The organism is Burkholderia latens, assembly GCF_902499045.1.
In the GTDB taxonomy this organism is placed as follows: domain Bacteria; phylum Pseudomonadota; class Gammaproteobacteria; order Burkholderiales; family Burkholderiaceae; genus Burkholderia; species Burkholderia latens.
This window is the reverse complement of record NZ_CABVPL010000023.1, coordinates 14,150-38,275: the sequence shown is the minus strand read 5'-3', so window position 1 is coordinate 38,275 and position 24,126 is coordinate 14,150. Positions and strand designations below refer to the sequence as shown.

General features: G+C 68.0%; 17 protein-coding genes. 9 read left to right on the top strand and 8 right to left on the bottom strand.

Annotation, left to right across the window (positions count from 1 at the left end):
- Position 1: 1 nt before the first annotated feature.
- The 4 genes from pgaA to BSE24067_RS17160 form a co-directional block, all read right to left on the bottom strand.
- Positions 2 to 2,923, bottom strand: a complete 2,922-nt coding sequence (pgaA, locus tag BSE24067_RS17175) for a poly-beta-1,6 N-acetyl-D-glucosamine export porin PgaA (protein WP_151065214.1) — start codon at positions 2,921 to 2,923, stop codon at positions 2 to 4.
- A 103-nt stretch (positions 2,924 to 3,026) separates the two neighbouring features.
- Positions 3,027 to 3,809, bottom strand: coding sequence for a hypothetical protein (locus BSE24067_RS17170; protein ID WP_151065213.1), 783 nt, complete (start codon positions 3,807 to 3,809; stop codon positions 3,027 to 3,029).
- 76 nt (positions 3,810 to 3,885) lie between these two features.
- Positions 3,886 to 4,323, bottom strand: a complete 438-nt coding sequence (locus BSE24067_RS17165; RefSeq protein ID WP_151065212.1) for a hypothetical protein — start codon at positions 4,321 to 4,323, stop codon at positions 3,886 to 3,888.
- A 690-nt stretch (positions 4,324 to 5,013) separates the two neighbouring features.
- On the bottom strand, positions 5,014 to 6,018 hold the full coding sequence (locus BSE24067_RS17160) for a LysR substrate-binding domain-containing protein (RefSeq protein WP_151065211.1): 1,005 nt from the start codon (positions 6,016 to 6,018) through the stop codon (positions 5,014 to 5,016).
- 781 nt (positions 6,019 to 6,799) lie between these two features.
- Between BSE24067_RS17160 and BSE24067_RS17155 the strand changes: the two genes are divergently transcribed.
- The 7 genes from BSE24067_RS17155 to BSE24067_RS17125 all read left to right on the top strand — a co-directional run bounded on the left by BSE24067_RS17155 (position 6,800) and on the right by BSE24067_RS17125 (position 18,156).
- A complete protein-coding gene (locus tag BSE24067_RS17155; RefSeq protein ID WP_170297484.1) occupies positions 6,800 to 8,215 on the top strand; it encodes a circularly permuted type 2 ATP-grasp protein in 1,416 nt (471 codons plus the stop codon).
- Between the two features lie 64 nt (positions 8,216 to 8,279).
- Positions 8,280 to 9,221: an alpha-E domain-containing protein gene (locus tag BSE24067_RS17150; RefSeq protein WP_151065208.1), complete on the top strand. Its 942-nt coding sequence runs from the start codon at positions 8,280 to 8,282 to the stop codon at positions 9,219 to 9,221.
- Positions 9,222 to 9,229: 8 nt separating this feature from the next.
- A complete protein-coding gene (locus BSE24067_RS17145) occupies positions 9,230 to 10,246 on the top strand; it encodes a transglutaminase family protein (protein ID WP_151065207.1) in 1,017 nt (338 codons plus the stop codon).
- A gap of 93 nt (positions 10,247 to 10,339) precedes the next feature.
- Positions 10,340 to 13,768 (top strand): transglutaminase family protein, encoded by a 3,429-nt coding sequence (locus tag BSE24067_RS17140; RefSeq protein ID WP_151065206.1) that lies wholly within the window; start codon positions 10,340 to 10,342, stop codon positions 13,766 to 13,768.
- Positions 13,769 to 14,004: 236 nt separating this feature from the next.
- Positions 14,005 to 16,605, top strand: coding sequence for a circularly permuted type 2 ATP-grasp protein (locus BSE24067_RS17135; protein WP_151065227.1), 2,601 nt, complete (start codon positions 14,005 to 14,007; stop codon positions 16,603 to 16,605).
- Positions 16,599 to 17,699, top strand: coding sequence for a transglutaminase family protein (locus tag BSE24067_RS17130; RefSeq protein WP_151065205.1), 1,101 nt, complete (start codon positions 16,599 to 16,601; stop codon positions 17,697 to 17,699). The genes BSE24067_RS17135 and BSE24067_RS17130 overlap by 7 nt, the downstream gene beginning before the upstream one ends.
- A gap of 184 nt (positions 17,700 to 17,883) precedes the next feature.
- Entirely contained in the window at positions 17,884 to 18,156 is a 273-nt protein-coding gene (locus tag BSE24067_RS17125; protein ID WP_151065204.1) for a hypothetical protein, read from the top strand.
- 66 nt (positions 18,157 to 18,222) lie between these two features.
- On the opposite strand, the gene pip is transcribed toward BSE24067_RS17125, so the two are convergent.
- Entirely contained in the window at positions 18,223 to 19,155 is a 933-nt protein-coding gene (gene pip, locus BSE24067_RS17120) for a prolyl aminopeptidase (protein WP_151065203.1), read from the bottom strand.
- Between the two features lie 345 nt (positions 19,156 to 19,500).
- Here pip and BSE24067_RS17115 point away from each other — a divergent pair, with 345 nt between their 5' ends.
- Complete coding sequence (locus tag BSE24067_RS17115) at positions 19,501 to 20,652, top strand: acyltransferase family protein (RefSeq protein WP_151065202.1); 1,152 nt, start codon at positions 19,501 to 19,503, stop codon at positions 20,650 to 20,652.
- A gap of 177 nt (positions 20,653 to 20,829) precedes the next feature.
- On the opposite strand, the gene BSE24067_RS17110 is transcribed toward BSE24067_RS17115, so the two are convergent.
- The 3 genes from BSE24067_RS17110 to pdxR all read right to left on the bottom strand — a co-directional run bounded on the left by BSE24067_RS17110 (position 20,830) and on the right by pdxR (position 23,257).
- A complete protein-coding gene (locus BSE24067_RS17110; RefSeq protein ID WP_151065201.1) occupies positions 20,830 to 21,285 on the bottom strand; it encodes a carboxymuconolactone decarboxylase family protein in 456 nt (151 codons plus the stop codon).
- Positions 21,286 to 21,309: 24 nt separating this feature from the next.
- Positions 21,310 to 21,726 carry a cupin domain-containing protein gene (locus BSE24067_RS17105; RefSeq protein ID WP_151065226.1) on the bottom strand — a complete coding sequence of 139 codons (417 nt, stop codon included), beginning with the start codon at positions 21,724 to 21,726 and terminating at the stop codon, positions 21,310 to 21,312.
- Between the two features lie 118 nt (positions 21,727 to 21,844).
- A complete protein-coding gene (gene pdxR, locus BSE24067_RS17100) occupies positions 21,845 to 23,257 on the bottom strand; it encodes a MocR-like pyridoxine biosynthesis transcription factor PdxR (RefSeq protein WP_151065200.1) in 1,413 nt (470 codons plus the stop codon).
- A 171-nt stretch (positions 23,258 to 23,428) separates the two neighbouring features.
- Between pdxR and BSE24067_RS17095 the strand changes: the two genes are divergently transcribed.
- Positions 23,429 to 24,085, top strand: a complete 657-nt coding sequence (locus tag BSE24067_RS17095; RefSeq protein ID WP_151065199.1) for an HD domain-containing protein — start codon at positions 23,429 to 23,431, stop codon at positions 24,083 to 24,085.
- The last annotated feature ends 41 nt before the right edge of the window (positions 24,086 to 24,126 follow it).

The following is a 24,126-nucleotide window of genomic DNA, read 5'->3' as shown; positions in this document are numbered from 1 at the left end:
ATTAGAACGGCAGGTTGACCGACAGGAAGCCGGTTTCGGAGCGCTCGCGCTGACCGTCGTACGCGTGGCTGCTGACCTCGATGCCATAGCTCAGCGTGATGTCGTGCTTGAACGTCCACGCATGTTCGAGGCGCGCGCTCCACAGCGCGCTCGTGCCGAAGCCGCGCTCGTTATAGGCGCCGCCCGACACGGAGAGGCGCTGCTGCAACCCCATGTCGCCCTTCTTCCACAGCATCATCTGGTGCATGACGGTCACGGCGGCCGCATAGTCGCGGGCCGGACTGTAGTAGGGCGCGTCGCGCCGCGTGTTGCTGTCGGTGCCCAGATCCAGCGATACGTTGACGAGCTGCCGGGCAGACGTGTACACGCGCTGCGTGGCCGTCGCCGCGATCTCCTGATGGAAGTTCGAATCGCTGTAGCGGCTCACGCCGTAGCTGAGCTTGACCTCGCGCCGGTCGTTCTGCCGGAACACGACCGACGCATTCGCGGAGCGGCCCCAGATGTGCGCGGCGTATGCCTTCCACGGCAGCGAGTTGTCGTTGGAGTCGAGCCCGGCGTTGACGGTCCAGTAGTCGTTCAGCGCGTACGCAATCGACCCGCGGCCGCCGGTGCGGCCGTCCGTGCCGAACGAGCGCGTGACTTCGCCCTGCACGGTGAGCGGCCCGTGCCGGTAGTCGCCGCCGATGCCGGTGCGCGTGCGCTTGATGGTGCCGCCGTCGGTCTGCGCGTAGCCGAAGAACGTATGCGAGAACACGCGCCAGTTGTCGCCGAACGGCGGCGAATACACGTAGCTGTCCGACGTGAAGCTGTTGTCGGCCAGCGCGCTGTTGCCGTGTTCGAAGCTCAGGTCGGTCGTGAACACGGGGCTGCGGTACGCCTTGTAGTCGCGCTTGAAGCCGCGCACGGCGCCGCTGTCCGGGAACGTGTTGTCGAGCGTCTGGTCGACCGTGCGCGCGGTCGCGTAGTCGTCCGCCACGAGCGACGCGCGGCCGAGGCCCGCGAGCATTTCGACGCTGTCCGGGTGATCGGTCAGCGACGCGCGATACATCGCGATCGCCTGGCGCGGATGCGACTGGCCCGATACCGCGTCCGCATGCGCGGCCCGGACCTCCGCGTTGAACGGCACCTCCTTTTCGAGCTGCTCGAGCGCGGCGATCCCTTCGTCGACGTGCCCGGTGAAGATCAGGTACTGCGCGCGCAGCCGGTAGTAGCGCAGATAGTCGCTTTCTCCCGGACCGACGTTCGTCACCTGCTTGACCGGCGGCAGCGACTTCTCCATGTCGTCGAGCACCTGCTTCGCTTCCGGCGCGCGCCCCTGGTCGACGTACGACCAGAACAGCCCTTCGCGCAGCTCGATCGGCTGCGTGCGCGCGCCGTACTGGAAGCCGCGGGTCGCGCGATCCGTCGGCGACGCGGTCGCCTGCTGCAGCGCACGCGCGTAGACCGTGTTCGCCTTGCCGGGCTCGCTCAGGTACAGATACGCATCGCCGACGGCCGCCAGCGCGTCGATCGAGATTTCCGCGCTGGACGGGATCGTCTCGAACGTCGCGACGGCCTGCTTCATGTCGCCGCGCGCGGCCAGCGCGACCGTGCGGTCGCCGGCGAGCGCGGTCCGGACCGGCGTGTATTCGGGCGTGGCCGGCATTCGCTTGTCGAGCTCGTCCGCCGCGCGCAAGGCGTTGTCGAGGCCGTCGAAGCGGTCGGGACTCGTCATCGAGCGCGACTTGTCGCGGCCGCCGCGTACCTGCTGGCGAATCGACAGTTCCTCGAGCTGCGCGACGTCGACCGCGGAGAACGCATCGGGCCGCGCCTTCGCTTCTTCGAGCGCCTTCACCGCGCCGCCGCTCGCCGCGAGGCCGAACACGTCGTTGCGCACGGTCGCGACGTCGGCGGTACGCAGGTTCGGCGCCTGCGCGTTCGGTGCCTGGACGTCTGGCCCCTGCGAGCGTTGCGTTGCCTGGCCGGGCAGTTCCGCGCCCGGCGATTGAGAACCGGGCGCGGGCGTCGATGGCGGCTGCGCGCCGGGCGCCGTGGTAACGGGGGCCGGCGAGTTCGGCATCGGCGTGCCGGAGAGTTGCGCGGTCCGGGTCGGCGGATTCGCCGGTGCGGGGCGCGCGGTCTGTGCGAGCCCCGTAGGGGCGTCGGACGGGTGCGCGCTCGGCGCGGGCGCGTCGGACGCAGGTGCAGGAGGGGCGGGCGGCGACGTGTCCGTTGCCTGCGCGAGCTGGATTGGCGCATCGGTCGCCTGCGCGACCGGTGCAGGCGTTGCCGGCGGCACGGCGTCGGACGGTTGAGCGAGTTGCATCGTCTGCGAACGAGATGCGGGGACGTTCGCAGACGCGGTGTCGGATGCTTGCGCCAATTGCATCGGCGCATCCGGCGACTGCGAACGAGATGCCGGGATGGTCGACGACGGCGTATCGGATACCTGTGCCAGCTGGATCGGCGCATCCGACGTCTGCGAATGCGGTGCCGACGTGTTCGGCGCCGCGGTATCCGATGCCGGCGTGCCCTGCGTCGGCGCATTCGACGGTTGCGCGCCCGGTGCCGGATCGCTCCGCTGCGGCGCTTCCGGTTCGACCACGACCGTGGTCGGCATCGCCGGCGGCTGGGGGGCCGAAGCCTGCGCGATCTGCATCGACGCATCGGACGCCTGCGCGATCGGCGTGGGCGCATTCGGGGGCAGGGCGCCGGCGGCCTGGGCGCCCTGCATCGACACACCGGCCGGCTGCACGTCGGGCGGCGGCGCGTCCGCCGCGCCGTTCGTTCCGGCGATTTCACTCGCGCCGCGCGGCTGCTCGTCGCCTTCGGCGGCAAGGCAGGAGCCGGACGCGACGAGCAGCAGGAGCAGCGGCGCATGCAGGAGGATCCGCCGTGCGGGCGGAGCGACGGTCGTGCATTGTTGTTGACGATTGTTGGCCACGGTGTGTCTCCTCACTTTGTAACGATCACCTCGATTACACGCCCGGCGACGCGCGCCGGCCGTCGCGCCGCCGGGCAGCGAGATCCGGCGGCATGCGACCGGCTCACAGGCGGTTGCGGATCGCTTGTCCGAGCAGCGCGCGCGATTCGCTGTTCTTCGGGTCGATGGCGAGTGCGCGGCTCGCGTTCTGCTCCACGCAGTTCCATGCGTCGATCACGGCGCACGAGCGCGCCCGGGCCAGTGCGCGGGCCCATTCCAGATCGTCGCGTGTGACGCTGGCGGGCTCCATGTGCGCGGTGTCCGCGGTATACGACTGCGGCTGCAGTCCGGGTGCGGGGTCGGCACGTTTTCTCGTGCGCGCCAGCGTCTGCGTCCGTGACGTACGGTGCGCATCGGCCGCTCGCCCGGTACGACCGCTGGCCGACGCGGCATACGCGTCGGCTGCGAGCCGCGTGGACGGCGCATGGGTGGGGCGCGCGTGACGCGCGGTGGAGCGGGCTGCCGGTGGCGGCTGCACGGCCGGTTCGGCGGCGGCTGCGGCCGATACCGAAGGCGTCGCCGAGGCAGGCGGCGCGGGCATCGCAGGCATTGCGGCCTGCGCGACGGTCGACGTCGCGCCGCCTGGCGCGGCTGAGCCGGGTGCACCGGACGCGCCCGTCGCCGCAGTCTCGACGAGGCTGCGGTACTTCCCGACGGCGCTGCCGATCACGCCGGCGATGTCGTGCGTCACGCTCGCATGGCCGACCCTCCCGTCTCGCTCGACATACGCGAAGGCCCCGAAGATCGCGGCAAACGCAACGATGCTGAGCGCCGCATTCTTTCCCGGACCCCATGAGGGTTTCGGCTCACGGACGGGCGAGCCGTCCGGTCGTTCTGCACGAGTCATTCAATCCTCCTCGTATGATGGATGGCGGGGAACGGTGCGATCCCGCGCGCCGTCGGCACGCGGGTCCGGATGCGGTTCACCATTTCAACTGCGTGGTGAGGGCACCCGTTTCGACGATCGCGAACTGCGTGGCCCCCTGATAGGTCCCTTCGACCCGGTAGCTTGCGTCGGGCACGCTGAACAGACAGCGCGGCCCGGTTGCCTTGAACTCGACGAGTACGCGGCCATGCCGTCTCAGCCGCACGTCCACGTTCGACAGCGGTTGCCCGGTGCCGCCCGATACGAACGACACGCCCAGGTTGTACGGACGCCCGTCGGGGGGAAGCGGCGCCGTACCGTCGATTCGTGCATCACCGCAGATGTACGAAATCGTGTATCGCCCCGAGCCGTCGCCGGACGCTGGCGTCGCCGACTGGTTTCGGGGCGGAGTCTGTGCTCCGGCATTGACGCAGAAGGCGGTTACGACGATGCCGAGGAGCGCGCGAGCATGCTGTTCAAACGTCGAGGAAGACATTGCAACCTCCATCCGGAATCGATGACAACGCATTTATTCCGAGTCGGATTAACGGCGTTCTTTTTGCGACACGCTATTGATACACGATGGGTTTTGAACAAACAACTGAGAGTGGTCCCAATGAGACGCGCTTTAAACGTCGTATTTAAACAGGGGTGCTACTCATTCGACGAAATGGATTAACGCTGAATAAAGTCGATATTGCCGGACACGAAATTTGCTCGGCAGTAGTGGTGACTCGTCCAGAAACTTACGATGTAAGACGTATCGGAATTTTTGCCGAAAAATAACGACTGATAAAAGGCGGATTTGCCTCTGTCATCGATGTATTACGCATACCTTCGGAGCACGCGCGGCGTGAAACGAAAAAGGGGGTGCGAGTTTTTTTCGCAAAACCGCATCTGATGAAAATCGAAACTTCGGTTATTTTCTGTAACAGGGTATTTCCGCCCGACGAATCGGAAAGTAATGCTGGGTCGAGATGGTGGTGAGTAGAAAATCCACTCGCGCGCGCAAACGTTTGCCGTTTTCGTATTATCGATAATCGGTGTGACGTAATTGGCGGGTGCGGAGCAGGGCCGGAAAGTGCTCCGGCCCGCATGAGAATGAAAATGCCGCGTGACGGCCGGTTTTCATCCGCGCCGCGCGCGGCGATCAGTACGAAGGGCCGGCGAAGCTCGACGAAAAGCGTCAGCGGCTGCCGCCCGCGCTGCGGCGCGCGATGCGCACGGCCGGCGCGAGCGGGGTGATCGGCGAAGCGGCGGCGATCGTGCCGTCGGCTGCCGCACGCGGCCGGTTCATGATGTAGCTCCACAGCTGTTCGGCCGCGAGCCCGCGCTTGCGCGCCGACCGGTACAAGCGAATCTCGAGCTCGGTGATCCAGTCCGCCGAGCCCGCGCAGACGAGCGAGCCCTCCGCGAGTTCCTTCGCGACGCAGCTTTCCGGCAGCCAGCCGATCCCGTGCCCGGCGACGACCATCCCCTTCAGCGCCTCGGACATGTGCGTTTCGAAGCACCGGTGCAGCGCGTACGATTCCGACGCGTTCAGCAGCAGCATCTCGACGACGTTGCCGAGGAACGCGCCCGACGAATATGCGAGCAGCGGCAGCGGCGCGTCGGCCGTGCCCGGCAGTTCGAAAACCGGCTTGCCGCGCGCGTCGGGCGTCGACACCGGCAGGATCCGTTCGACGCCGAGCGTGACGAACGGAAAGTGATTCGGATCGAGCACGATCGGCAGCTGCGGATGGTGGTAGCCGAGCAGCAGGTCGCATTCACCTTCGACGAGCTGCTGCACGCCTTCGGGCACGTTCACCGCATTGACGCGCGCGCTCACGTGGCCGACTTCCCCGTTGAGCTGCTTCAGCCATTCGGGAAACAGCGTGAACACGAGCGTGTGCGCGACCGCGAAGCGAACGACCTGATCGCTGGCCGCGAACTGGTCGTAGCCGTTCACGAGATTGCGGGCCGCATACATGCTGCGCAGGATGTCCGCGGCCAGCCCGCGGAACATCTGCCCGGCCGGCGTCAGCGCGATCGGGTTGATGCTGCGGTCGACCAGCTTCGCGTCCATCCACGTTTCGAGCGCGGCGATTCGCCTGCTGAATGCCGACTGCGTGAGGTGCCGATGACGTGCTGCCCGGGAAAAGCTCTTGGTATCCGCAAGGCTCAGGAAATCTTCCAGCCACTTCGCTTCCATGTTGATCTTCGCTGTTTATAGTCGGCGCCGCGACGGGCGGCGCCATTTCGCTGAACCGGTTTGGTAGCGTACCGCGCCTCGCGGATGCGGGCCGATGTTTTTTTTCGATCAGTGTTAGTCGAAATATGCATGGGCGTTGTCGGCGGTATTACGGCTGCATAAGTTCGAGGGGCCTGATCCGGCTAACCGGTTAGTTCACCGCGTCGAACTGCCCGGCCTGTCGCGGACGGCACTTCCCCCCCGGGCCGGCCTCGTGCCGGCCCGCCTTTTCGCTATTCCGCCGGGCCACCGGGGGATGCGGCGCCGTCGCGTCAGCGGTGCATCACGGGCCGCCGTCACGGGTTCGCACGGTCGCAGCGCGATTCGCCGCGATGCGGCAACGAACGGCGGGGAGGTCGCGTGGCGCGACCTGCCGCACCGCGGCGGGAAGCCGTGCCGACGCGGACACGCAGCCGCCGAGGGCCGGCATCGCGGTCGCGGCAGGCGGGTGGGCAGCAGTAGGATTGGTGCAGTGCAGATTGCACAGTCGTGACACGCAGGCGAACTATGTTCGACGGACGCAGCGCAACAGCCGCCGCCGCCGGGCGACGGCACGCCACTGGGGCGCGTGTTGCGCGGTACGCCGCACCATGATGGTGCGGCATGCTGCGGGGGCGTGCCGGCCGCGCGACAAAATGGGGGAACCTGAGGGGATATCGCAAGGCACGTTCCTTGCAAGATAGTCAGTACGCCGGTCCGGCATGCGCAATGCCGGGGAAAACGATCGATGGAGAAAAGATCGATGAAGCCATTCGATGAAATGCTGCAATCCGGCGACATGGTAAGGGCGCCCTACGCGCGCCTGAAGCAATGGCTCGACACGCAGAACCCCGCGAGCCTTGCCCAGAAGGCCCACGATGCGGAAGGCGTATTCCGCAGGACGGGCATCACGTTCGCCGTGTACGGGGATGCACAGGCCGCCGAGCGGCTGATTCCGTTCGACATCGTGCCGAGGATCATCTCCGGCGCGGAATGGAGCCGGCTGTCGCTCGGGATCGAGCAGCGCGTGATGGCGCTCAACGCGTTCCTCGACGACATCTACCACCGCCAGGAAATCGTGCGCGCGGGCATCGTGCCGAAGCACCTGATCGCGCACAACGACGCGTTCATCCCCGAGATGATCGACTTCCGGCCGCCCGGCAACGTGTACACGCACATCATCGGCGTCGACATCGTGCGCACCGGCGAGAACGAGTTCTACGTGCTGGAGGACAACGCGCGCACACCGTCGGGCGTGTCGTACATGCTCGAGAACCGCGAAACGATGATGCAGCTGTTTCCCGAGCTGTTCCAGCAAGTGAAGGTGCGCCCGGTCGAGACCTATCCGCAGATGCTGCGCCAGTCGCTCGCGGCCGTTTGTCCGCCGGGCGGCAACGCCGACAATCCGACGATCGCCGTGCTCACGCCCGGCATCCACAATTCCGCGTACTACGAACATTCGTTCCTCGCCGACCAGATGGGCGTGCACCTCGTCGAGGGCAGCGACCTGCAGGTGATCGACGGCCGCGTCGCGATGCGCACGACCGAAGGCTTCCAGCCGATCGACGTGCTGTATCGCCGCGTCGACGACGCGTTCCTCGATCCGCTCACGTTCCGCCCCGATTCGGTGCTCGGCGTGGCCGGGATCATGGACGTCTACCGCGCCGGCAACATCACGATCGCGAACGCGCCCGGCACCGGCATCGCCGACGACAAGGCGATCTACTCGTACATGCCGGAGATCGTCGAGTTCTACACGGGCCGCAAGGCGCTGCTGGAGAACGTGCCGACCTGGCGCTGCGGCGAGGCCGACAGCCTCAAATACGTGCTCGACCATCTCGACGAACTCGTCGTGAAGGAAGTGCACGGCTCCGGCGGCTACGGGATGCTGGTCGGCCCGTGCGCGTCGAAGGCCGAACTCGACGCGTTCGCCGCGAAGCTGCGCGCGCGCCCCGCGAACTACATCGCGCAACCCACGCTGGCGTTGTCCACGACGCCGATCCTGACCGATGCCGGCCTCGCGCCGCGCCACGTCGACCTGCGGCCGTTCGTGCTGGTGTCGGACCGGATCCGCATCACGCCGGGCGGGCTCACGCGCGTCGCGCTGAAGGAAGGGTCGCTCGTCGTCAACTCGAGCCAGGGCGGCGGCACCAAGGACACCTGGGTGCTGGCCGACTGAGCCGCGCACGACCGCGCGCGCCGCAGCCGGCGCGCGAACCGAACGAAGACGGAGTGGACACGAGATGCTTCTGGGACGAACTGCGAGCGGCCTCTATTGGATGTACCGCTATATCGAGCGCGCGGAGAACATCGCGCGCATCGTCGATGCCGGGCTGCGGATGGCGCTCACGCGCACGTCCGACGCGCCGGCCGAATGGTCGTCGGTGCTGGTCAGCTCGGGCGCGGACGACGGCTATCGTCGGAAGTACGACGCATATGCCGCCGACACCGTGACCGACTACCTGCTGCGCGACCGCGACAACCCGTCGAGCGTGCTGTCGTGCATCGAAGCGGCGCGCTCGAACGCGCGGATGGTGCGCACGGCGCTCACGCGCGAGGCGTGGGAGAGCGTGAACGGCGCGTGGCTCGCGCTCGGCCGCGCGTTCGCGCAGCCAGTGCCGGAGAGCGCGCTGCCCGCCGTGCTCGACGAAGTGAAGCGCGAAACCGCGCTGATTCTCGGCAGCTTCTACAGCACGATGCTGCGCAACGAGATCTTCGATTTCGCGCAGATCGGCGCGTTCGTCGAGCGCGCCGACAACACCGCGCGCATCCTCGACGTGAAATACCACCTGCTGCTGCCGTCGGTGTCGCACGTGGGCACGATCCTCGACAACTACCAGTGGGAGACGATCCTGCGCTGCGTGGCCGCGCATCGTTCGTATCGGTGGGTGTACGACGTGCAATACAAGCCGATGAACATCGCCGATTACCTGATCCTGAACGGCCGCATGCCGCGCTCGCTGCGCTATTGCTACGGGCGCGTCGTATCGAGCCTCAACATGCTCGCGAAGGATTACGGCGTGACACACCCGTGTCACGACACGGCCGCGAAGATCCTGCAGATGCTGTCCGACACGTCGGTCGACCGGATCTTCAAGAGCGGCCTGCACGAGTTCCTGACCGATTTCATCGGCCGCAACAACAGTCTCGGGATCGACATCGCCGAGGCGTACAACTTCGACTGAGGCCCGCCATGCGACTCGCCATCCGACACATCTCGCGTTATCAGTTCGACGATCAAGCCACCCATGCGCTGCAACGGCTGCGGCTGCGCCCGCAGTCGGGGCCCGGGCAAACGGTGCGCGCGTGGCAGGTCACGATCGACGGCGTCGAGCCGACGTTGTCCTACGCGGACGGGCTCGGCAACCGGATCGACCTCGTGCGGCACGACCGCGGCGCGAAGCAGGAGATCGTCGTGGTCGCGGCCGGCGTCGTCGAGACGCAGGACCGTGCCGGCATTCTCGGCAATACCGACGGCTATGCGCCGCCGTGGATCTTCGAGCGAGAAACCGCGCTCACGAAGGCCGGGGACACCGTGCGCGAACTCACGCAGGCCATTCCGATCGAGCCGCGCAGCCTCGATGCGCTGCACTGGCTGATGACGGAAGTGCACGGCCGTATCGCATACGCGCCGAATCTCGCCGATGCGGCGGTCGATGCGGAAACCGCGCTGCAAAGCGGCGAGGGCACGAGCCGCGATCATGCGCATGCGTTCATCGCGGCTGCGCGTGCGCTGAAGGTGCCGGCGCGCTACATCTCCGGCTACGTGCTCGCCGACAGCGCGATGCAGCGCATCGCCGACGCGAAGCAGAGCGCGAGCGGCGACGATGCCGAGGCCGAATCCGAAGCCGAAGCCGAAGCCGAAGCCGAAGCCGAAGAAGCGCTGGCGCTGCAGACCGGCGACGGCATGCAGCAGGTGCTCGGCGCATCGCATGCCGCGCAATCGATGGGCGTGCCTCACCCGGCGCTCGGCGCGCAGCCGCAGGCCGCGGCGCTGATGCAGCAGCCGGCCGGCCATGCGTGGGCGGAGGCATACGTCGAAGGGCTCGGCTGGGTCGGTTTCGATCCTTTCATGAACCGCTGCCCGGACGAGCGCTACGTGCGCATCGCGGTCGGCCTCGACCATCGCGACGCGCAACCGGTGACGGGGCTCGGCGCGAGCGCCGTCGCCGTCGAAATCAGTGTCGTGCAGTCGCCGGAACTCGTCTGACGCGCACCTTCGCCGACTCCGCCGTGCCGTGCCGCCGCAGCGACGGCGGCGCGGCGCGCGCGGCCGGCCCAACCCGAACCGAGCGGCTTTCCCATGCCTATCCACGTCGCGCTGCATCACACCACCCGCTACCGCTACGACCGGCCGGTCAACCTCGGGCCGCAGATCGTGCGGCTGCGGCCCGCGCCGCATTGCCGGACGCCGATCGTCGCGTATTCGATGACGGTCGAGCCCGCGCAGCACTTCATCAACTGGCAGCAGGATCCATTCTCGAACTATCTCGCGCGGCTCGTGTTTCCGGAGCGCACCAAGCACTTCGCGATCACGATCGATCTCATTGCCGAGATGTCGGTGTACAACCCGTTCGACTTCTTTCTCGAAGCGAGCGCGGAGCAATACCCGTTCAGCTATGACGACGCGCTGAAGACCGAGCTCGCGCCGTATCTCGCGTGCGATCCGCAGACGAGCGCGGCGCCGCTGTTCCGCGCGTATCTCGACGGCGTCGATCGCACGCCGGCCGGCACCGTGAACTTTCTCGTCGCGCTGAACCAGCAACTGCAGCGCGACATCAGCTATCTCGTGCGGATGGAGCCGGGCGTGCAGACGCCCGAGCAGACGCTCGAACTCGCGTCCGGATCGTGCCGCGACAGCGCGTGGCTGCTCGTGCAGCTGTGCCGGCATCTCGGCATCGCCGCGCGTTTCGTGTCCGGCTATCTGATCCAGCTCACGCCCGACGTGAAGGCGCTCGACGGCCCGAGCGGCACGTCGGTCGATTTCACCGACCTGCACGCGTGGTGTGAAGTCTATCTGCCGGGTGCCGGCTGGATCGGCTTCGATCCGACGTCGGGCCTGCTTGCCGGCGAAGGGCACATTCCGCTCGCGTGCACACCGCAGCCGACCAGCGCCGCGCCGGTCGAAGGGCTGATCGACGAATGCGAAGTTTCGTTCGAGCACGAGATGACCGTGACGCGCGTGTACGAATCGCCGCGCGTGACGAAGCCCTATACCGATTCGCAGTGGGACGCCGTGCGCACGCTCGGCGCGCAGGTCGACGGCGCGTTGACGGCTGGCGACGTGCGGCTCACGCAAGGCGGCGAGCCGACCTTCGTGTCGATCGACGATCGCGACGGCGCCGAGTGGAACACCGACGCGCTCGGTCCGACCAAGCGCGGCTACGCGACCGAGCTCGTGCAGCGGCTGCGCGCGGAATACGGCGAAGGGGGCTTCCTGCATTTCGGGCAGGGCAAGTGGTATCCGGGCGAGCAGCTGCCGCGCTGGGCGCTATCGATCTTCTGGCGCGCGGACGGCCAGCCCGTGTGGCACGATCCGTCGCTGTTCGCCGACGAGCGCGAGCCGTCCGCGTGCACGAGCGCCGATGCGAAGCGCTTCATCGATGCGCTCGCCGCGCGCCTCGGGCTCACCGACGAGTTCGTGCGGCCCGGCTACGAGGACGTGTGGTACTACCTGTGGCGCGAGCGCCGGTTGCCCGTGAACGTCGATCCGTTCGACTCGCGGCTCGACGACGAGCTCGAACGTGCGCGGCTGCGCAAGGTGTTCGACCAGCAGCTCGACAGCGTCGTCGGCTACGTGCTGCCGATCAAGCGCACGGACGATGTGCCCGGCCTCGAAGGTCCGCGCTGGCAGACGGGCCCGTGGTTCTTCCGCGACGAGCGGATGTACCTCGTGCCCGGCGATTCCCCGATGGGCTATCGGCTGCCGCTCGATTCGCTGCCGTGGGTCGCCGCCGCCGACTATCCGTATCTCGTCGAACGCGATCCGTTCGCGCCGCGCGACGTGCTGCCGGACGCGGCCACATTCCGTGCGCGTCATGCGGGCACGGCCGACGCGCCGCGCTACCTGGCCGGCGTGCAACGCGAAGCGCCCGCGCACACGGTCATGCAATGGCGCAGCGACGGCACGGCCGCCGGCGACCAGCATCCGTATGCCGCGCGCGGCCCGCTCGAGCCGCAGCGCGCCCCCGAGCGCTTCGAATCGGCCGCCTGGATCACGCGGACCGCGCTGTGCGTCGAAGTGCGCAACGGGATCCTGTACGTGTTCATGCCGCCGCTGGCCGCGCTCGAGGATTATCTCGACCTGCTGGCCGCGATCGAGCTGACCGCGCACGCACTCGACGTGAAGCTCGTGCTCGAAGGCTACCCGCCGCCGCGCGACGCACGGCTCAAGCTGCTGCAGGTCACGCCAGACCCCGGCGTGATCGAGGTGAACGTGCATCCGGCGAAGAGCTTCGCCGAACTCGTCGACCAGACCGAATTCCTGTACGACGCCGCGTGGCAGTCGCGGCTGTCCAGCGAGAAGTTCATGGTCGACGGGCGGCACGTCGGCACGGGCGGCGGCAACCACTTCGTGCTCGGCGGCGCGACGCCGGCCGACAGCCCGTTCCTGCGTCGCCCGGATCTGCTCGCGAGCCTGATCGCTTATTGGCACAACCATCCGTCGCTGTCGTACCTGTTCTCCGGGTTGTTCATCGGTCCGACGAGCCAGGCGCCGCGTGTCGACGAGGCGCGCAACGATCAGCTGTACGAACTCGACATCGCGTTCGCGGAAATCCAGCGCAACAAGCTGCTGTACGGACAGGACATGCCGCCGTGGCTCGTCGATCGCGTGCTGCGCAACCTGCTGATCGACGTGACCGGCAACACGCACCGCAGCGAATTCTGCATCGACAAGCTGTATTCGCCCGATTCGTCGACCGGCCGGCTCGGCCTGCTCGAACTGCGCGCGTTCGAGATGCCGCCGCATGCGCGGATGAGCATCGTGCAGCAACTGCTGCTGCGTGCGCTGGTCGCCCGCTTCTGGGCCGCGCCGTATACGACGCCGCTCACGCGCTGGGGCACCGCGTTGCACGATCGCTTCATGCTGCCCGCGTTCCTGAAGATGGATTTCGACGACGTGCTCGCCGAGCTGCGCGACGCCGGTTTCGCGTTCGATCCCGCGTGGTTCGCGCCGCATTTCGAATTCCGCTTCCCGCTGTTCGGCCAGATCGCGGTGAACGGGATGCAGCTGTCGCTGCGCGGCGCGCTGGAGCCGTGGCACGTGATGGGCGAGGAGGGCGCGATCGGCGGCACGGTGCGCTACGTCGACTCGTCGCTCGAACGGCTCGAAGTGCGCGTGACCGGGTTGAACGACAACCGGCACGTCGTGACCGTCAACGGCCGCGCGCTGCCGCTGCAGCCGACCGGCACCGTCGGCGAATACGTCGCGGGCGTGCGCTACAAGGCGTGGGCGCCGCCGTCGGCACTGCATCCCACCATCGGCGTGCACGCGCCGCTCAGGTTCGACATCGTCGATACGTGGCTGGAGCGCTCGCTCGGCGGCTGCCGGTATCACGTCGCGCATCCGGGCGGACGCAACTATGCGACGTTCCCGGTCAACGCGTACGAGGCCGAGAGCCGCCGGCTCGCGCGCTTCGTCGCGATGGGGCACACGCCGGGACGGATGACCGTGGCGCCGGCCGCGCCGAGCCGTGAATTCCCGTTCACGCTCGACCTGCGGCGGCCATGATCATCGGATGAAACGACGCACGACGATGCGCGGTGCGCGGCCGCCCGGCACGCCGGCCGATCGCGGCGGCGCCCAAGTGTTAGGATGCGGGCAGATTGCGGCTGCCCGCCGTACTCGTCGCACCCGCGGCGCCCGGCCGCCGGTGCGGCGGCGCGCGGGCGCGGCCGCACCCTGACGACGGAACGATACCGACCGTGCCGCCCATTTACCCCGACGATCTCGCCGACGCCGACGCGATGCCCACGCTTTTCGATACCGGCGCGCAGCCGGACGCCGCGGAACTGGCCGCCGCGCTCGCGGCGCCCGCCGCAGCCGGCCGCTACGACGAACTGCGCGGCAGTGCCGCCGGCCTGAATGCGCCGCCGCTCGCGCCCGCATGGCGCAGCTTTTTTACGTCCATCGGCAGCGACGGCGTGGCGGACCTCGATCGCCGCGCCGATGCGCTGCAGCGGCGCATGCGCGAGAACGGCCTGTTCTACCAGCTCCACGAACAACGCGCGGGCGACGGCGCGGCCGGCCCGTGGTCGCTCGACCTGCTGCCGCTGATCGTCACGCCCGAGGACTGGGTCGCGATCGAGCGCGGCGTGCTGCAGCGCGTGCGGCTGCTGAACGCGACGATGGCCGACCTGTACGGGCCGCAGACGATCCTGCAGCGCGGATTGCTGCCGCCGGCGCTCGTGACCGGGCATCCGGGCTACCTGCGTGCGATGCGCGGCGCGCGCGTGCCGGGCGATACGTGGCTGCACGTCGTCGCGTTCGATCTCGCGCGCGGCCCCGACGGGCAATGGCGAATCGTCGCGCAGCACACGCAGGGCGCGGCCGGCCTCGGCTATCTGCTCGAAAACCGGCTGATCGTGTCGCGGCTCTTTCCGCGCGGCTTCCGCGGGCTGCGCGTGCAGCGGCTCGCGTCCGCATACCGGTCGCTGCTGCAGAGCATGCAGGCGCTCAGCCCGGCCACGAAGAACTCGCGGATCGTGCTGCTGACGCCGGGGCCGCACAGCGCGACGTACTTCGAGCACGCGTATCTCGCGCGCTACCTCGGCCTCACGCTCGTCGAGGGCGGCGACCTGACCGCGCGCGACAACCACGTGTTCCTGAAGACGCTGCGCGGGCTCGAACCCGTGCACGGGATCCTGCGGCGCGTCGACGACGCGTGGCTCGATCCGCTGGAGCTGCGGCCCGATTCGATGCTCGGCGTGCCGGGGCTGTTGCAGGCCGTGCGCGCCGGCAACGTGCTGCTCGCGAACGCGCCGGGCTCGGGCTTCCTCGAATCGCCGGGCATGCTCGGCTTCATGCCGCGCCTCGCGGAAGCGCTGCTCGGCGAAACGCTGACGCTGCCGGCCGTGCATTCGTGGTGGTGCGGCGAGGCGGCCGCGTGCGACGACGCGCTGCCGCAGCTCGCGCGCTGCATCGTGAAGCCGTCGTATCCGCCGGACGTGCAGGACGGCGGCGCGTTCGACCCGGTGATCGGTTCGCGGCTCACGCCGGCGCAACTGGCCGAGTGGCGTGCGCGGATCGTGGCGCGGCCCGAGCATTACACCGTGCAGGCCGACCTACCGCTGTCGCAGGCGCCGACGTGGCCGGGGCAGCCCGACGGCCAGGGCGGCGCGCGAATCGTGCCGAAGCCGCTGCTGCTGCGCGTGTTCGCGCTCGCCGACGGCGCGCAGCGCTGGCGGCTTCTGCCGGGCGGCCTGTCGCGCGTCGGCACGCGCGACACGCTGTTCAACGCGCCGATGCCGCGCGGCGGCAGCACCATCGATACGTGGGTGATGACCGAAGGCATCGTCGATTCGACGACACTGCTGCAGACGCGTCTCGGCCCCGACGATCTCGTCGAGCGCCCGCGCGCGATCGCGAGCCGCGCGGCCGAGAACCTGTTCTGGCTCGGCCGCTACACCGAGCGCGCGACCAACCTGATGCGGCTCGCGCGTGCGGCGCTGGAGCGGCTGCGCGGCGAGGACGACGTCGACAGTCCCGCCCACCTGGAGCTGATCGACACGTTGTGCCGCGACACGGGGCTGGTCGCCGCCGATGCGCCGAATGCCGTCGACGCGCCGCGCGCGTTCCAGTACGCGCTCGCGACGTCGCTGACGCGCGGCGCGGACCGCACGTCGGGCATCGCGTCGTGCCTGTTCGGGATGCGCGGCGCGGCCGCGGCGATCCGCGAGCGGCTGTCGAGCGACCAGTGGCGGCTGATCGACGACGCGACGCAGCTGTTCGCCGACAGCGCCGACCATCCGGAGGCGGAGGAGCAGCTCGGCAACGAGGCGCTGCAACTGCTCGAGCGGCTCGGGCTGCTGCTCGGCGCGATTACCGGCGCGCAGACCGACAACATGACGCGCGACGACGGTTGGCGGCTGCTGTCGATCGGCCGGCAGATCGACCGGCTGGACTTCCTGTGCAGCGTGCTGAAGTTCGCGTTCGACGAGGGCGCGGTGCACCGGCAGGACGGCTTCGAACTCGTGCTCGAACTGTTCGACAGCACGATCACGTTCCGCTCGCGGTTTCAGCGCGGTTTCGACGTTGCGCCGCTGCTGTCGCTGGTCGTGCTCGACACCGACAACCCGCGCTCGCTCGGCTGGGTCGTGCAGGCGCTGCGCGGCCGGCTGACGAAGGTCGAGCGCAGCGAGGGCTATGCGCTGTCCGAGCTGGCCGAGACGATTCCGGACGTGCCCGCGTGGTCGCTGCACGAGCTGTGCGAGACCGATGAAGACGGCCGGCACGACAAGCTGCTCGCCGCGCTCGACACGACCGCGAAGGCGGTGTGGGATCTGTCGAACCGGATCGGCGAGCGCTATTTCAGTCACGTGCGCGAGGCGGGCAGGACGCTATGGTGACGACGAAACACGCGGCGAAGACGCCGCCCACGCCCGGTTCCGGCAGTGCGAAGCCGCCAGCGGTCACGCCGGCGGCGGCCAAATCGGCCACGCCGGCTTCGTCGAACGCGCCTGTCGCGCCCGCCGCACCGGCTGCCGCCGCGCGCGGCCGCGTGCTGCGCGTCACGCACGACACCGAATACCGCTACGCGGCGCGCGTCGAATCCGCGCAGCACCAGGCGCGACTGCAGCCGCTTGCGACGCCCCGCCAGCAGGTGCTGTCGTTCGCGCTCGACATCGAGCCTTCACCGGAATCGGTCGGCACCGAGATCGATGCGTTCGGCAACGCGCGCGCGTCGTTCGCGCTGAACCAGCCTCACGACGCGCTGCTCGTGCGCAGCCGCAGCACCGTGCGCGTGAGCGCGCCTGTGTGGTCGCAAGGCGCACGCGGCGCGCCGCCGCCCGCGATCGCGCACCCCGACGCCGAACACGCGACGGCGTGGGAAGCCGTACGCGATCGGCTGCGGTTTCGTGCAGGCCAGCCGTACGACGCGGCGAGCGAGTTCGTGTTCGCGTCGCCGCACGTCGCGTGCGACCCGGAGCTGGCCGCATATGCGGCCGCGAGTTTCACGCCGCATCGGCCGCTCGTCCAGGCCGCGTGGGATCTGATGCGGCGCATTCATGCGGATTTCGCGTATACGCCGAACAGCACCGACATCACGACGACCGCGCTCGATGCATTGCGATTGCGCAGCGGCGTGTGCCAGGATTTCGCGCACGTGATGATCGGCGCACTGCGCTCGCTCGGGCTCGCCGCCCGTTACGTGAGCGGTTATCTGCTGACGCAGCCGCCGCCGGGCCAGCCGCGGCTGATCGGCGCCGATGCGTCGCATGCGTGGGTCGACGTGTACGATCCCGCGTGGCCGGAAGACGGCGGCTGGTTGCAACTCGACCCGACCAACGATCGTGCGCCGGGCGACGACTACGTGATGCTGTCGATCGGCCGCGACTACGCGGACGTGACGCCGCTGCGCGGCGTGATCCGCGGCGGCGGCGCGGATCAGGAGCTGAAGGTCGGCGTGACCGTCGAGCCGCTGGACGAAGCGGCGCCGTGATACGTCATGATCGACCGGCGCGGGGCCGTTTCCGCGTTTAAGTCTTCGTTAATACTCCACGCCTAGGATGGTCGTGCCGGCGAACGGATCGCGTCGCGGTCCGGCGCCGGCGGCACGCGCGGGTGCGTCGACGTCACGGCGCCGCGCCGTCGCGCGTCGCCATTCTCCTGCAACGGCGGCCAACATGATCAAGAACTTCGACTACACGCTCGGCGGCGGAAAGATAGCGCTGTGCGCGAGCTTCGGCGCGGGCCCGGCGTTCCGCCGCGTGCTCGTGAGCCGCGCGGATTCGATGGAGACGCTCGTCGTGCTCGACGCGCGCGGCCTGTCGGGCTTGCTGAAGGTCGCGACCGAAGAGCCGGAAGGATTGCTCGACGACGCGATCCGCAAGGTGGGCGACGAACAGCTCGTCGAGCGCGCAATCAGCGGCCGGACGATCGTCGAAGCCGCGCTTTGAATTTGAATGCGTGCGGCGCGTGCAGGCCCGCAAGGCCCGCCGTAGCGCCGCGATTTTGAGCGCGGGCTACGCCGCGAACCGGTCAGTCGCCGCGAGCAGCGCTTTCAGGATGCCCGGTTCGTTGTATGCGTGCCCGGCGTCGGGCACGATCTCGAACGTCGCGTCGGGCCACGCTTTCGCGAGATCCCATGCGGTGCGCGCGGGCGTCGCGATGTCGTAGCGGCCCTGCACGATCGCTCCCGGAATGCCGGCGAGGCGATGCGCGTCGCGCAGCAGCTGGCCTTCTTCGACGAATCCGCGATTCACGAAGTAGTGGTTTTCGATCCGCGCGAACGCGAGCGCATAGTGGCCGTCCGCGAAGTGTGCGGCCAGCGTCGGATCGGGCAGCAGCGTGATCGTGCGGCCTTCCCAGACGCTCCATGCGCGCGCGGCTTCGAGCTTCGCGGCTTCGTCGTCGCCCGTCAGCCGGCGATGGTATGCGGCCATCAGGTCGCCGCGTTCGGCCTCCGGAATCGGCGCGAGGAATTCCTCCCACAGATCGGGAAACAGCCACGACGCGCCTTCCTGGTAGTACCACAGCAGCTCCGCGCGACGCATCGTGAAGATGCCGCGCACGACCAGCGCGCTTACGCGCTGCGGATGCGTTTCCGCATACGCGAGCGCAAGCGCGCTGCCCCACGAGCCGCCGAACACGAGCCATCGTTCTGCGCCGACCATCTCGCGCAGCCGCTCGATGTCGGCGACCAGATCCCACGTCGTGTTGTGCTCGAGGCTCGCATGCGGCGTCGAGCGTCCGCAGCCGCGCTGGTCGAACAGCAGGATGTCGTAACGCTCGGGATCGAACAGCCGGCGATGGTCGGGGCTGCAACCCGCGCCGGGCCCGCCGTGCAGGAACACGGCCGGTTTGCCGGACGGATTGCCGCAGCGCTCCCAGTAGATGCGGTGGCCGTCGCCGGTGTCGAGATGGCCGCGGGCGTAGGGTTCGATCGGTGGGTACACAGGCAGGCTCCGGAATGAGTGTCGGCAGAAAGGCGGGCGACGCACGGGCCGGTGTGCGCGCCGCAATACCTTGAGTATCGATATTGCGGTGCCGCAAATTCGTTGTGTCTGCATCGGACCGGGCGCCGCCAGGCGAGGCTTGTCATTATGCCCATTCAATCCGTTCATTGCGTACCGGCCGGCTCGCGTGGCGCGGCGCCCGCGTTTCGGCCTGCATCGGCGCCGGGAAATTTTTGCGCAATTTCATTCCGATATTTTTCATACAAAATCGCGGCGGCATATCGGCGTGCCGTGCGCGGGCGCCGGCCACCGCATCGCCCCTCACGTGCCAACGGGAACCAGCCGATGAACCATCGCGTCACGCAGTTGACCGGGTTGCGCGCCGTCGCGGTGACGATGGTCGTCGTCGGCCATGCGCAGCGCGTGCTGCCGGGCGGCTACACCGGCTGGTTCGCGCCGTTGCGGCTGATCGCCGACGGTCGGCTCGGCGTGCTGATCTTCTTCGTCCTCAGCGGCTTCCTGATCACCAACGTGCTGCGCGCGGAATTCGCGCGCACCGGCGGCATCGCGCTGACGTCGTTCTACGTTCGCCGTGCGTTGCGGATCTGGCCGGCCTGCCAGGTGTATCTTGCGGCCGTCGGCGTGCTCGCCGTTACCGGCTGGCTCGACGTGGACCGCCGGCAGTGGCTGTATGCGGCGCTGCATGTGTGGAACTACTCGGCGTGGTTCGGGCTGGCCGGCGACAACGCGCTGCATCCGGACGGCGCGTGGTATCTCGGCCATTTCTGGTCGCTCGCGCTCGAGGAGCAGTTCTACTGGTTCTGGCCGCTGCTGTTCGTGTACGGCGCGCGCCGGCGCGGCACGCGGTGGCTCGCCGCGCTGATCCTGATCGTGCCGCTGGTGCGCGCGCTGACGTATTTCGTCGCGCCGGCGCTGCGCGGGCAGTTGGCGATGATGCTGCATACGGGCGTCGATCCGATCCTGATCGGCTGCTACGCGGCACTCGAGCGCGAACGGCTCGAAGCGTGGATCGGTTCGTGGCGCGGCGAGGCGCGCATCGTGACGGCGCTCGTCTTCGTCGTGCTGTTCGGGATGCCGGTTGCCGAACATCGGCTCGGCGGCTTCTGGAATGCGACGTATGGCGTCACGCTCGAGGCTGCACTGATCGCAATCGTGATCGTCGTGCTGAATTTCCGCAGCGAGTTCTGGTGCGCGCGGTGGTTGCGGGCCAAGCCGGTAGTGTTCATCGGCACGATTTCGTTCAGCCTGTATCTGTGGCAGCAGCCGTTCGCGAACCCGAGCCTGCCGGCCGCGCACGCGTTTCCGCTCGGCATCGTGTGGGCGCTGCTGGCCGCGGCGGCGAGCTACTTTTTCGTCGAGAAGCCGTTCCTGCGGTTGAAGGATCGCTATACGGCGCGCGAGGCGCGGCGCGTGCGTGATGATGCGTTGCGGATGCCGGGGCCGACCGATGCGATCGGGGCGAAGATGGTGGAGTAGGCGGCCGCTGCAGCGTTTCCGAGGCTCTTTGCGAGACGCCGGCGAATATCGGAAGTGCCGATACATCAGCATTGCGCGGCACTTGCCGCCGTACATGCGACGCCGATTGTCGGCTGCCTGTCCTGCCGGCGCGGGACGCGCGCCGGCAGCGGGGCGAACCGGCGTTCCCGAACCGCGTCATTGCTCCAGCACGGCCTGCGGCGTGTTGCGGAAGCTGATGGCCATCCGGTTGTACGTGTTCATCAGGCTGATCGCAATCGTGAGGTCCACGATCTCGCGCTCATCGAACACGGCGCGCGCGGCATCGTACGCTTCGTCCGGTACGCCGGTTGCCGCGACGAGCGTGACCGATTCCGCCCATGCGAGCGCGGCCCGCTCGCGTTCGTCGAACAGATTGCCGGCCTCCCTCCATGCCTGCACGAGCGCGAGCTTGTCGACCTTCACGCCTTTCTTCAGCAGGTCTCGGGTATGCATGTCCAGGCAGTACGCGCAGTTATTGATCTGCGATACGCGAAGGTAGACGAGGTCGACGAGAACGGGCGACAGCCCGCTCTGCATCACATAACCGTAAACACCGCCCAGGGCCTTCGCGCCGGCCGGTGCGATCTGGTTGTAATCGAGACGCTTGCTCATGATCTGACTCCTTGATGAAGGGCTTTACTTGACCGGGGTGGTCAGGACCTTGTCGTTGCTGTCCGCGACGAATACCGCGAGCAACCGGGCGGGCCGCTTGCCGCTTGCATTGCGGCTCACGCGATGAACGGCGCCGGGTGCCTCGAAGAAGCTTTCTCCGGCGTGATAGACGCGGGTCGGGCCGTCGTTCACTTGGGACTCGATGTCGCCCGATACCACGTAGGCGTAGATGAAAGCAGAGCCCGCATGCCGGTGCGCGGACGATGCCGCGCCGGGCGCGTAGTCGACGACGACGGCCGTCAACGACTTGCCGGGGATGTTGGGAATCGCGTGCTGGAAGTTCGGCGTGACGGTTTCACCCGCGCCGTGCGCCGCGGCCGGCACTGCGATGCAGCAGGCGATGCCCGCGCACGCGGCAATTGCAATGGACTGAATGTTCATGGTCGTCTGGCTCGTTGATGTCTGCACATTGTCGTGTTGTGCGCGAACAGTAGAAAGCACCAGGAATGAACATTTTTCTTGTACCAAGACGAGCTGACGGCGTCCCGCGCGCCGGCTCTCAGCCGCGCTCGCGAATGAGCTCCACCAGACGGTGACAGTCGGTCCGGAGCGTGCGTTCGTTCAGATTCGTCACGCCGAGCAGCAGCCCTTGTTGCCCGCGCGTGCGCGTGTACCACGGCGACAGCGGGACCGGCGCCAGCCCGCATGCGCGTGCGCGCGACGCGATATCGACGTCCGAGACGTCCGGGGGCAGCGTCGTCACCACCGCCATGCCGGCCGTGGCCTGAATCTTGATCACGGCCGGGTCCTGCTCTTTCAGACAACGAATCAGGTTCTCCCGGTGCGCCGCGTAGAGGCGTTTCATCCGGCGCAAATGGCGCAGATAGTGCCCGTCATGCATGAATTCGGTGACGGCATGCTGCACGCATGCCGCCGGCGCGGGCGCGAGGCACGCGGCGACATCGCCGAGGCGGCGCGCCAGGTCCGGCGGGACCACGAGAAAACCCAGGCGCAGCGCGGGGCTGATCGTCTTGCTGAAACTGCCGATGTGCAGCACCCGTCCGTCCTGATCGATCGACGCAAGCGCGGGCGCGGCCCGCCCGCTCAACTGGAGCTCGCTCAGATAATCGTCTTCGACGATCCACGCGTCGTTTCGTCGGGCCCACGCGAGCAGTGAAACCCGCCGGGCGAGCGACATCGTCACCCCGAGCGGCGCCTGCTGGCCCGGCGTGACGACCGCAAGCGCGGCTTCGTTCGCGTGCCGGATGCCGGCATCGACGTCGAGCCCGTCGCCGTCCACCGGCACGGCCGTCACCGTCATGCCGGCCAGCCCGAGCGCGGTACGCGTGAGCGGAAAGCCGGGATCCTCGATCCACGCTTGCCGGCCTTCCATGCCGAGTCCGCGTATCGCGAGGCCGAGCGCGCCGGAAAAGCCGGCGGTGACGAAAACCTGCGACGGGCTGCATCGAAGACCGCGTGCGACGCCGAGGTAGGCGGCAATTTCCCTGCGCAAGTCCGGGTCGCCGCGCGGGTCCGGGTATCCCACGGGCGCTGCGGACGCCCGGCGCGCCGACCGCGCCTGGATCCGCGACCAGAGCTTGAACGGAAAGGCTGCCTGCGACGGTACGCCCATTTGAAACGGCAGCGGTGCCGTGCCGAACGCGTCGAACAGATCCGGAAGCGGCGACGCCTCCGGCGTCCAGCGGGCCGCCATCGGCGCGGCAGGGCGCTCGGCAACCCGCGTGCCGGCCGCGCCGAGGCCGATCGCGAATTGTTCGTCGATCAGACGCTCGTAGGCGGCGCGCACGGTGCCGCGCGATACGCCGAGCTGCGCGGCCAGATCGGCCCAGGAAGGCAGCCGCGCGCCCGAAGCCAGCTTGCCGGATTCGATCGCATCGCGGATCGAACTGTAGATCTGGACGGACAGCGACGTGCGTGTGGAGCGATCCACGTCAAAGGAGAGCGTCGTCATGTGTCGATGGTGCATTCGGATTCGCCGATCTTGGGACTATCTGATGTCTCGGGAGAAGCGTAGCTTTTCTCCGTGGACGTGGCCAATCGGTCCGGGCCCGAGTCCGATGCCCGACTGCGGCGAATCGGATGCGCGCCGGATCAGGTGAGCCACACGAAATCGAGCAAACAGATGAAGGAAGACATCGTGCAGACGAATAGATCGATCAATGCGGTGATCCCGGACAGCCAGCTGGCGCGGGAGGTCACGCAACTCATTCGCGATACCGAGGGCGATTTGCTGTTCAATCACTCGACGCGCGTGTACCTGTGGGGCGCGCTGCTCGGGCAACGGAAGAACATGGCGTTCGATCGCGAGCTCCTCTATGTCGCGGCGATGTTTCACGATATCGGATTGACGTCGGTCTACCACGAAAGCCAGCTTCGCTTCGAAGTGGACGGCGCCAATGCGGCGCGCGATTTCCTGCGCAGCCATCGTATTTCCGAGTCGGACATAGAGAAGGTCTGGATGGCCGTTGCGCTCCATACGACGCCGGGCATTCCGGAGCACATGCACGGAGAGATCGCGCTGGTTCAAGCGGGAGCGGGAATGGACGTGGCGGGGCGCGGCTTCGATCTCTTCACCGACGAGCAGCGCGCCGCGGTGGTCGAAGCCTATCCGCGCGGCGCGGACTTTGCGAACAAGATGATCGATGCGTTCTACGACGGCATGAAGCATCGCCCCGGCACGACGTTCGGCACCTTCAACGATGACTTTCTCGCGCACAAGGATCCGGGGTTCACCCGCGTGAACGTGTGCAGCATCATGTTGAACTCGAGCTGGGCATAAGAAAGAAGAAAGGCCCTTGCGGGCCTCTCGTGGACGAAGCG

What these genes read in the sequence shown, in the direction of transcription:
- BSE24067_RS17140 (WP_151065206.1), top strand. Translation starts at nt 10,340, where the DNA reads ATGCCTATCCACGTCGCGCTGCATCACACCACCCGCTACCGCTACGAC.
- BSE24067_RS17170 (WP_151065213.1), bottom strand. Translation starts at nt 3,809, where the DNA reads ATGACTCGTGCAGAACGACCGGACGGCTCGCCCGTCCGTGAGCCGAAA.
- BSE24067_RS17115 (WP_151065202.1), top strand. Translation starts at nt 19,501, where the DNA reads ATGAACCATCGCGTCACGCAGTTGACCGGGTTGCGCGCCGTCGCGGTG.
- pdxR (WP_151065200.1), bottom strand. Translation starts at nt 23,257, where the DNA reads ATGACGACGCTCTCCTTTGACGTGGATCGCTCCACACGCACGTCGCTG.
- BSE24067_RS17105 (WP_151065226.1), bottom strand. Translation starts at nt 21,726, where the DNA reads ATGAACATTCAGTCCATTGCAATTGCCGCGTGCGCGGGCATCGCCTGC.
- BSE24067_RS17160 (WP_151065211.1), bottom strand. Translation starts at nt 6,018, where the DNA reads ATGGAAGCGAAGTGGCTGGAAGATTTCCTGAGCCTTGCGGATACCAAG.
- BSE24067_RS17145 (WP_151065207.1), top strand. Translation starts at nt 9,230, where the DNA reads ATGCGACTCGCCATCCGACACATCTCGCGTTATCAGTTCGACGATCAA.
- BSE24067_RS17165 (WP_151065212.1), bottom strand. Translation starts at nt 4,323, where the DNA reads ATGTCTTCCTCGACGTTTGAACAGCATGCTCGCGCGCTCCTCGGCATC.
- BSE24067_RS17155 (WP_170297484.1), top strand. Translation starts at nt 6,800, where the DNA reads ATGAAGCCATTCGATGAAATGCTGCAATCCGGCGACATGGTAAGGGCG.
- BSE24067_RS17135 (WP_151065227.1), top strand. Translation starts at nt 14,005, where the DNA reads ATGCCCACGCTTTTCGATACCGGCGCGCAGCCGGACGCCGCGGAACTG.
- BSE24067_RS17130 (WP_151065205.1), top strand. Translation starts at nt 16,599, where the DNA reads ATGGTGACGACGAAACACGCGGCGAAGACGCCGCCCACGCCCGGTTCC.
- BSE24067_RS17150 (WP_151065208.1), top strand. Translation starts at nt 8,280, where the DNA reads ATGCTTCTGGGACGAACTGCGAGCGGCCTCTATTGGATGTACCGCTAT.
- BSE24067_RS17095 (WP_151065199.1), top strand. Translation starts at nt 23,429, where the DNA reads ATGAAGGAAGACATCGTGCAGACGAATAGATCGATCAATGCGGTGATC.
- BSE24067_RS17110 (WP_151065201.1), bottom strand. Translation starts at nt 21,285, where the DNA reads ATGAGCAAGCGTCTCGATTACAACCAGATCGCACCGGCCGGCGCGAAG.
- BSE24067_RS17125 (WP_151065204.1), top strand. Translation starts at nt 17,884, where the DNA reads ATGATCAAGAACTTCGACTACACGCTCGGCGGCGGAAAGATAGCGCTG.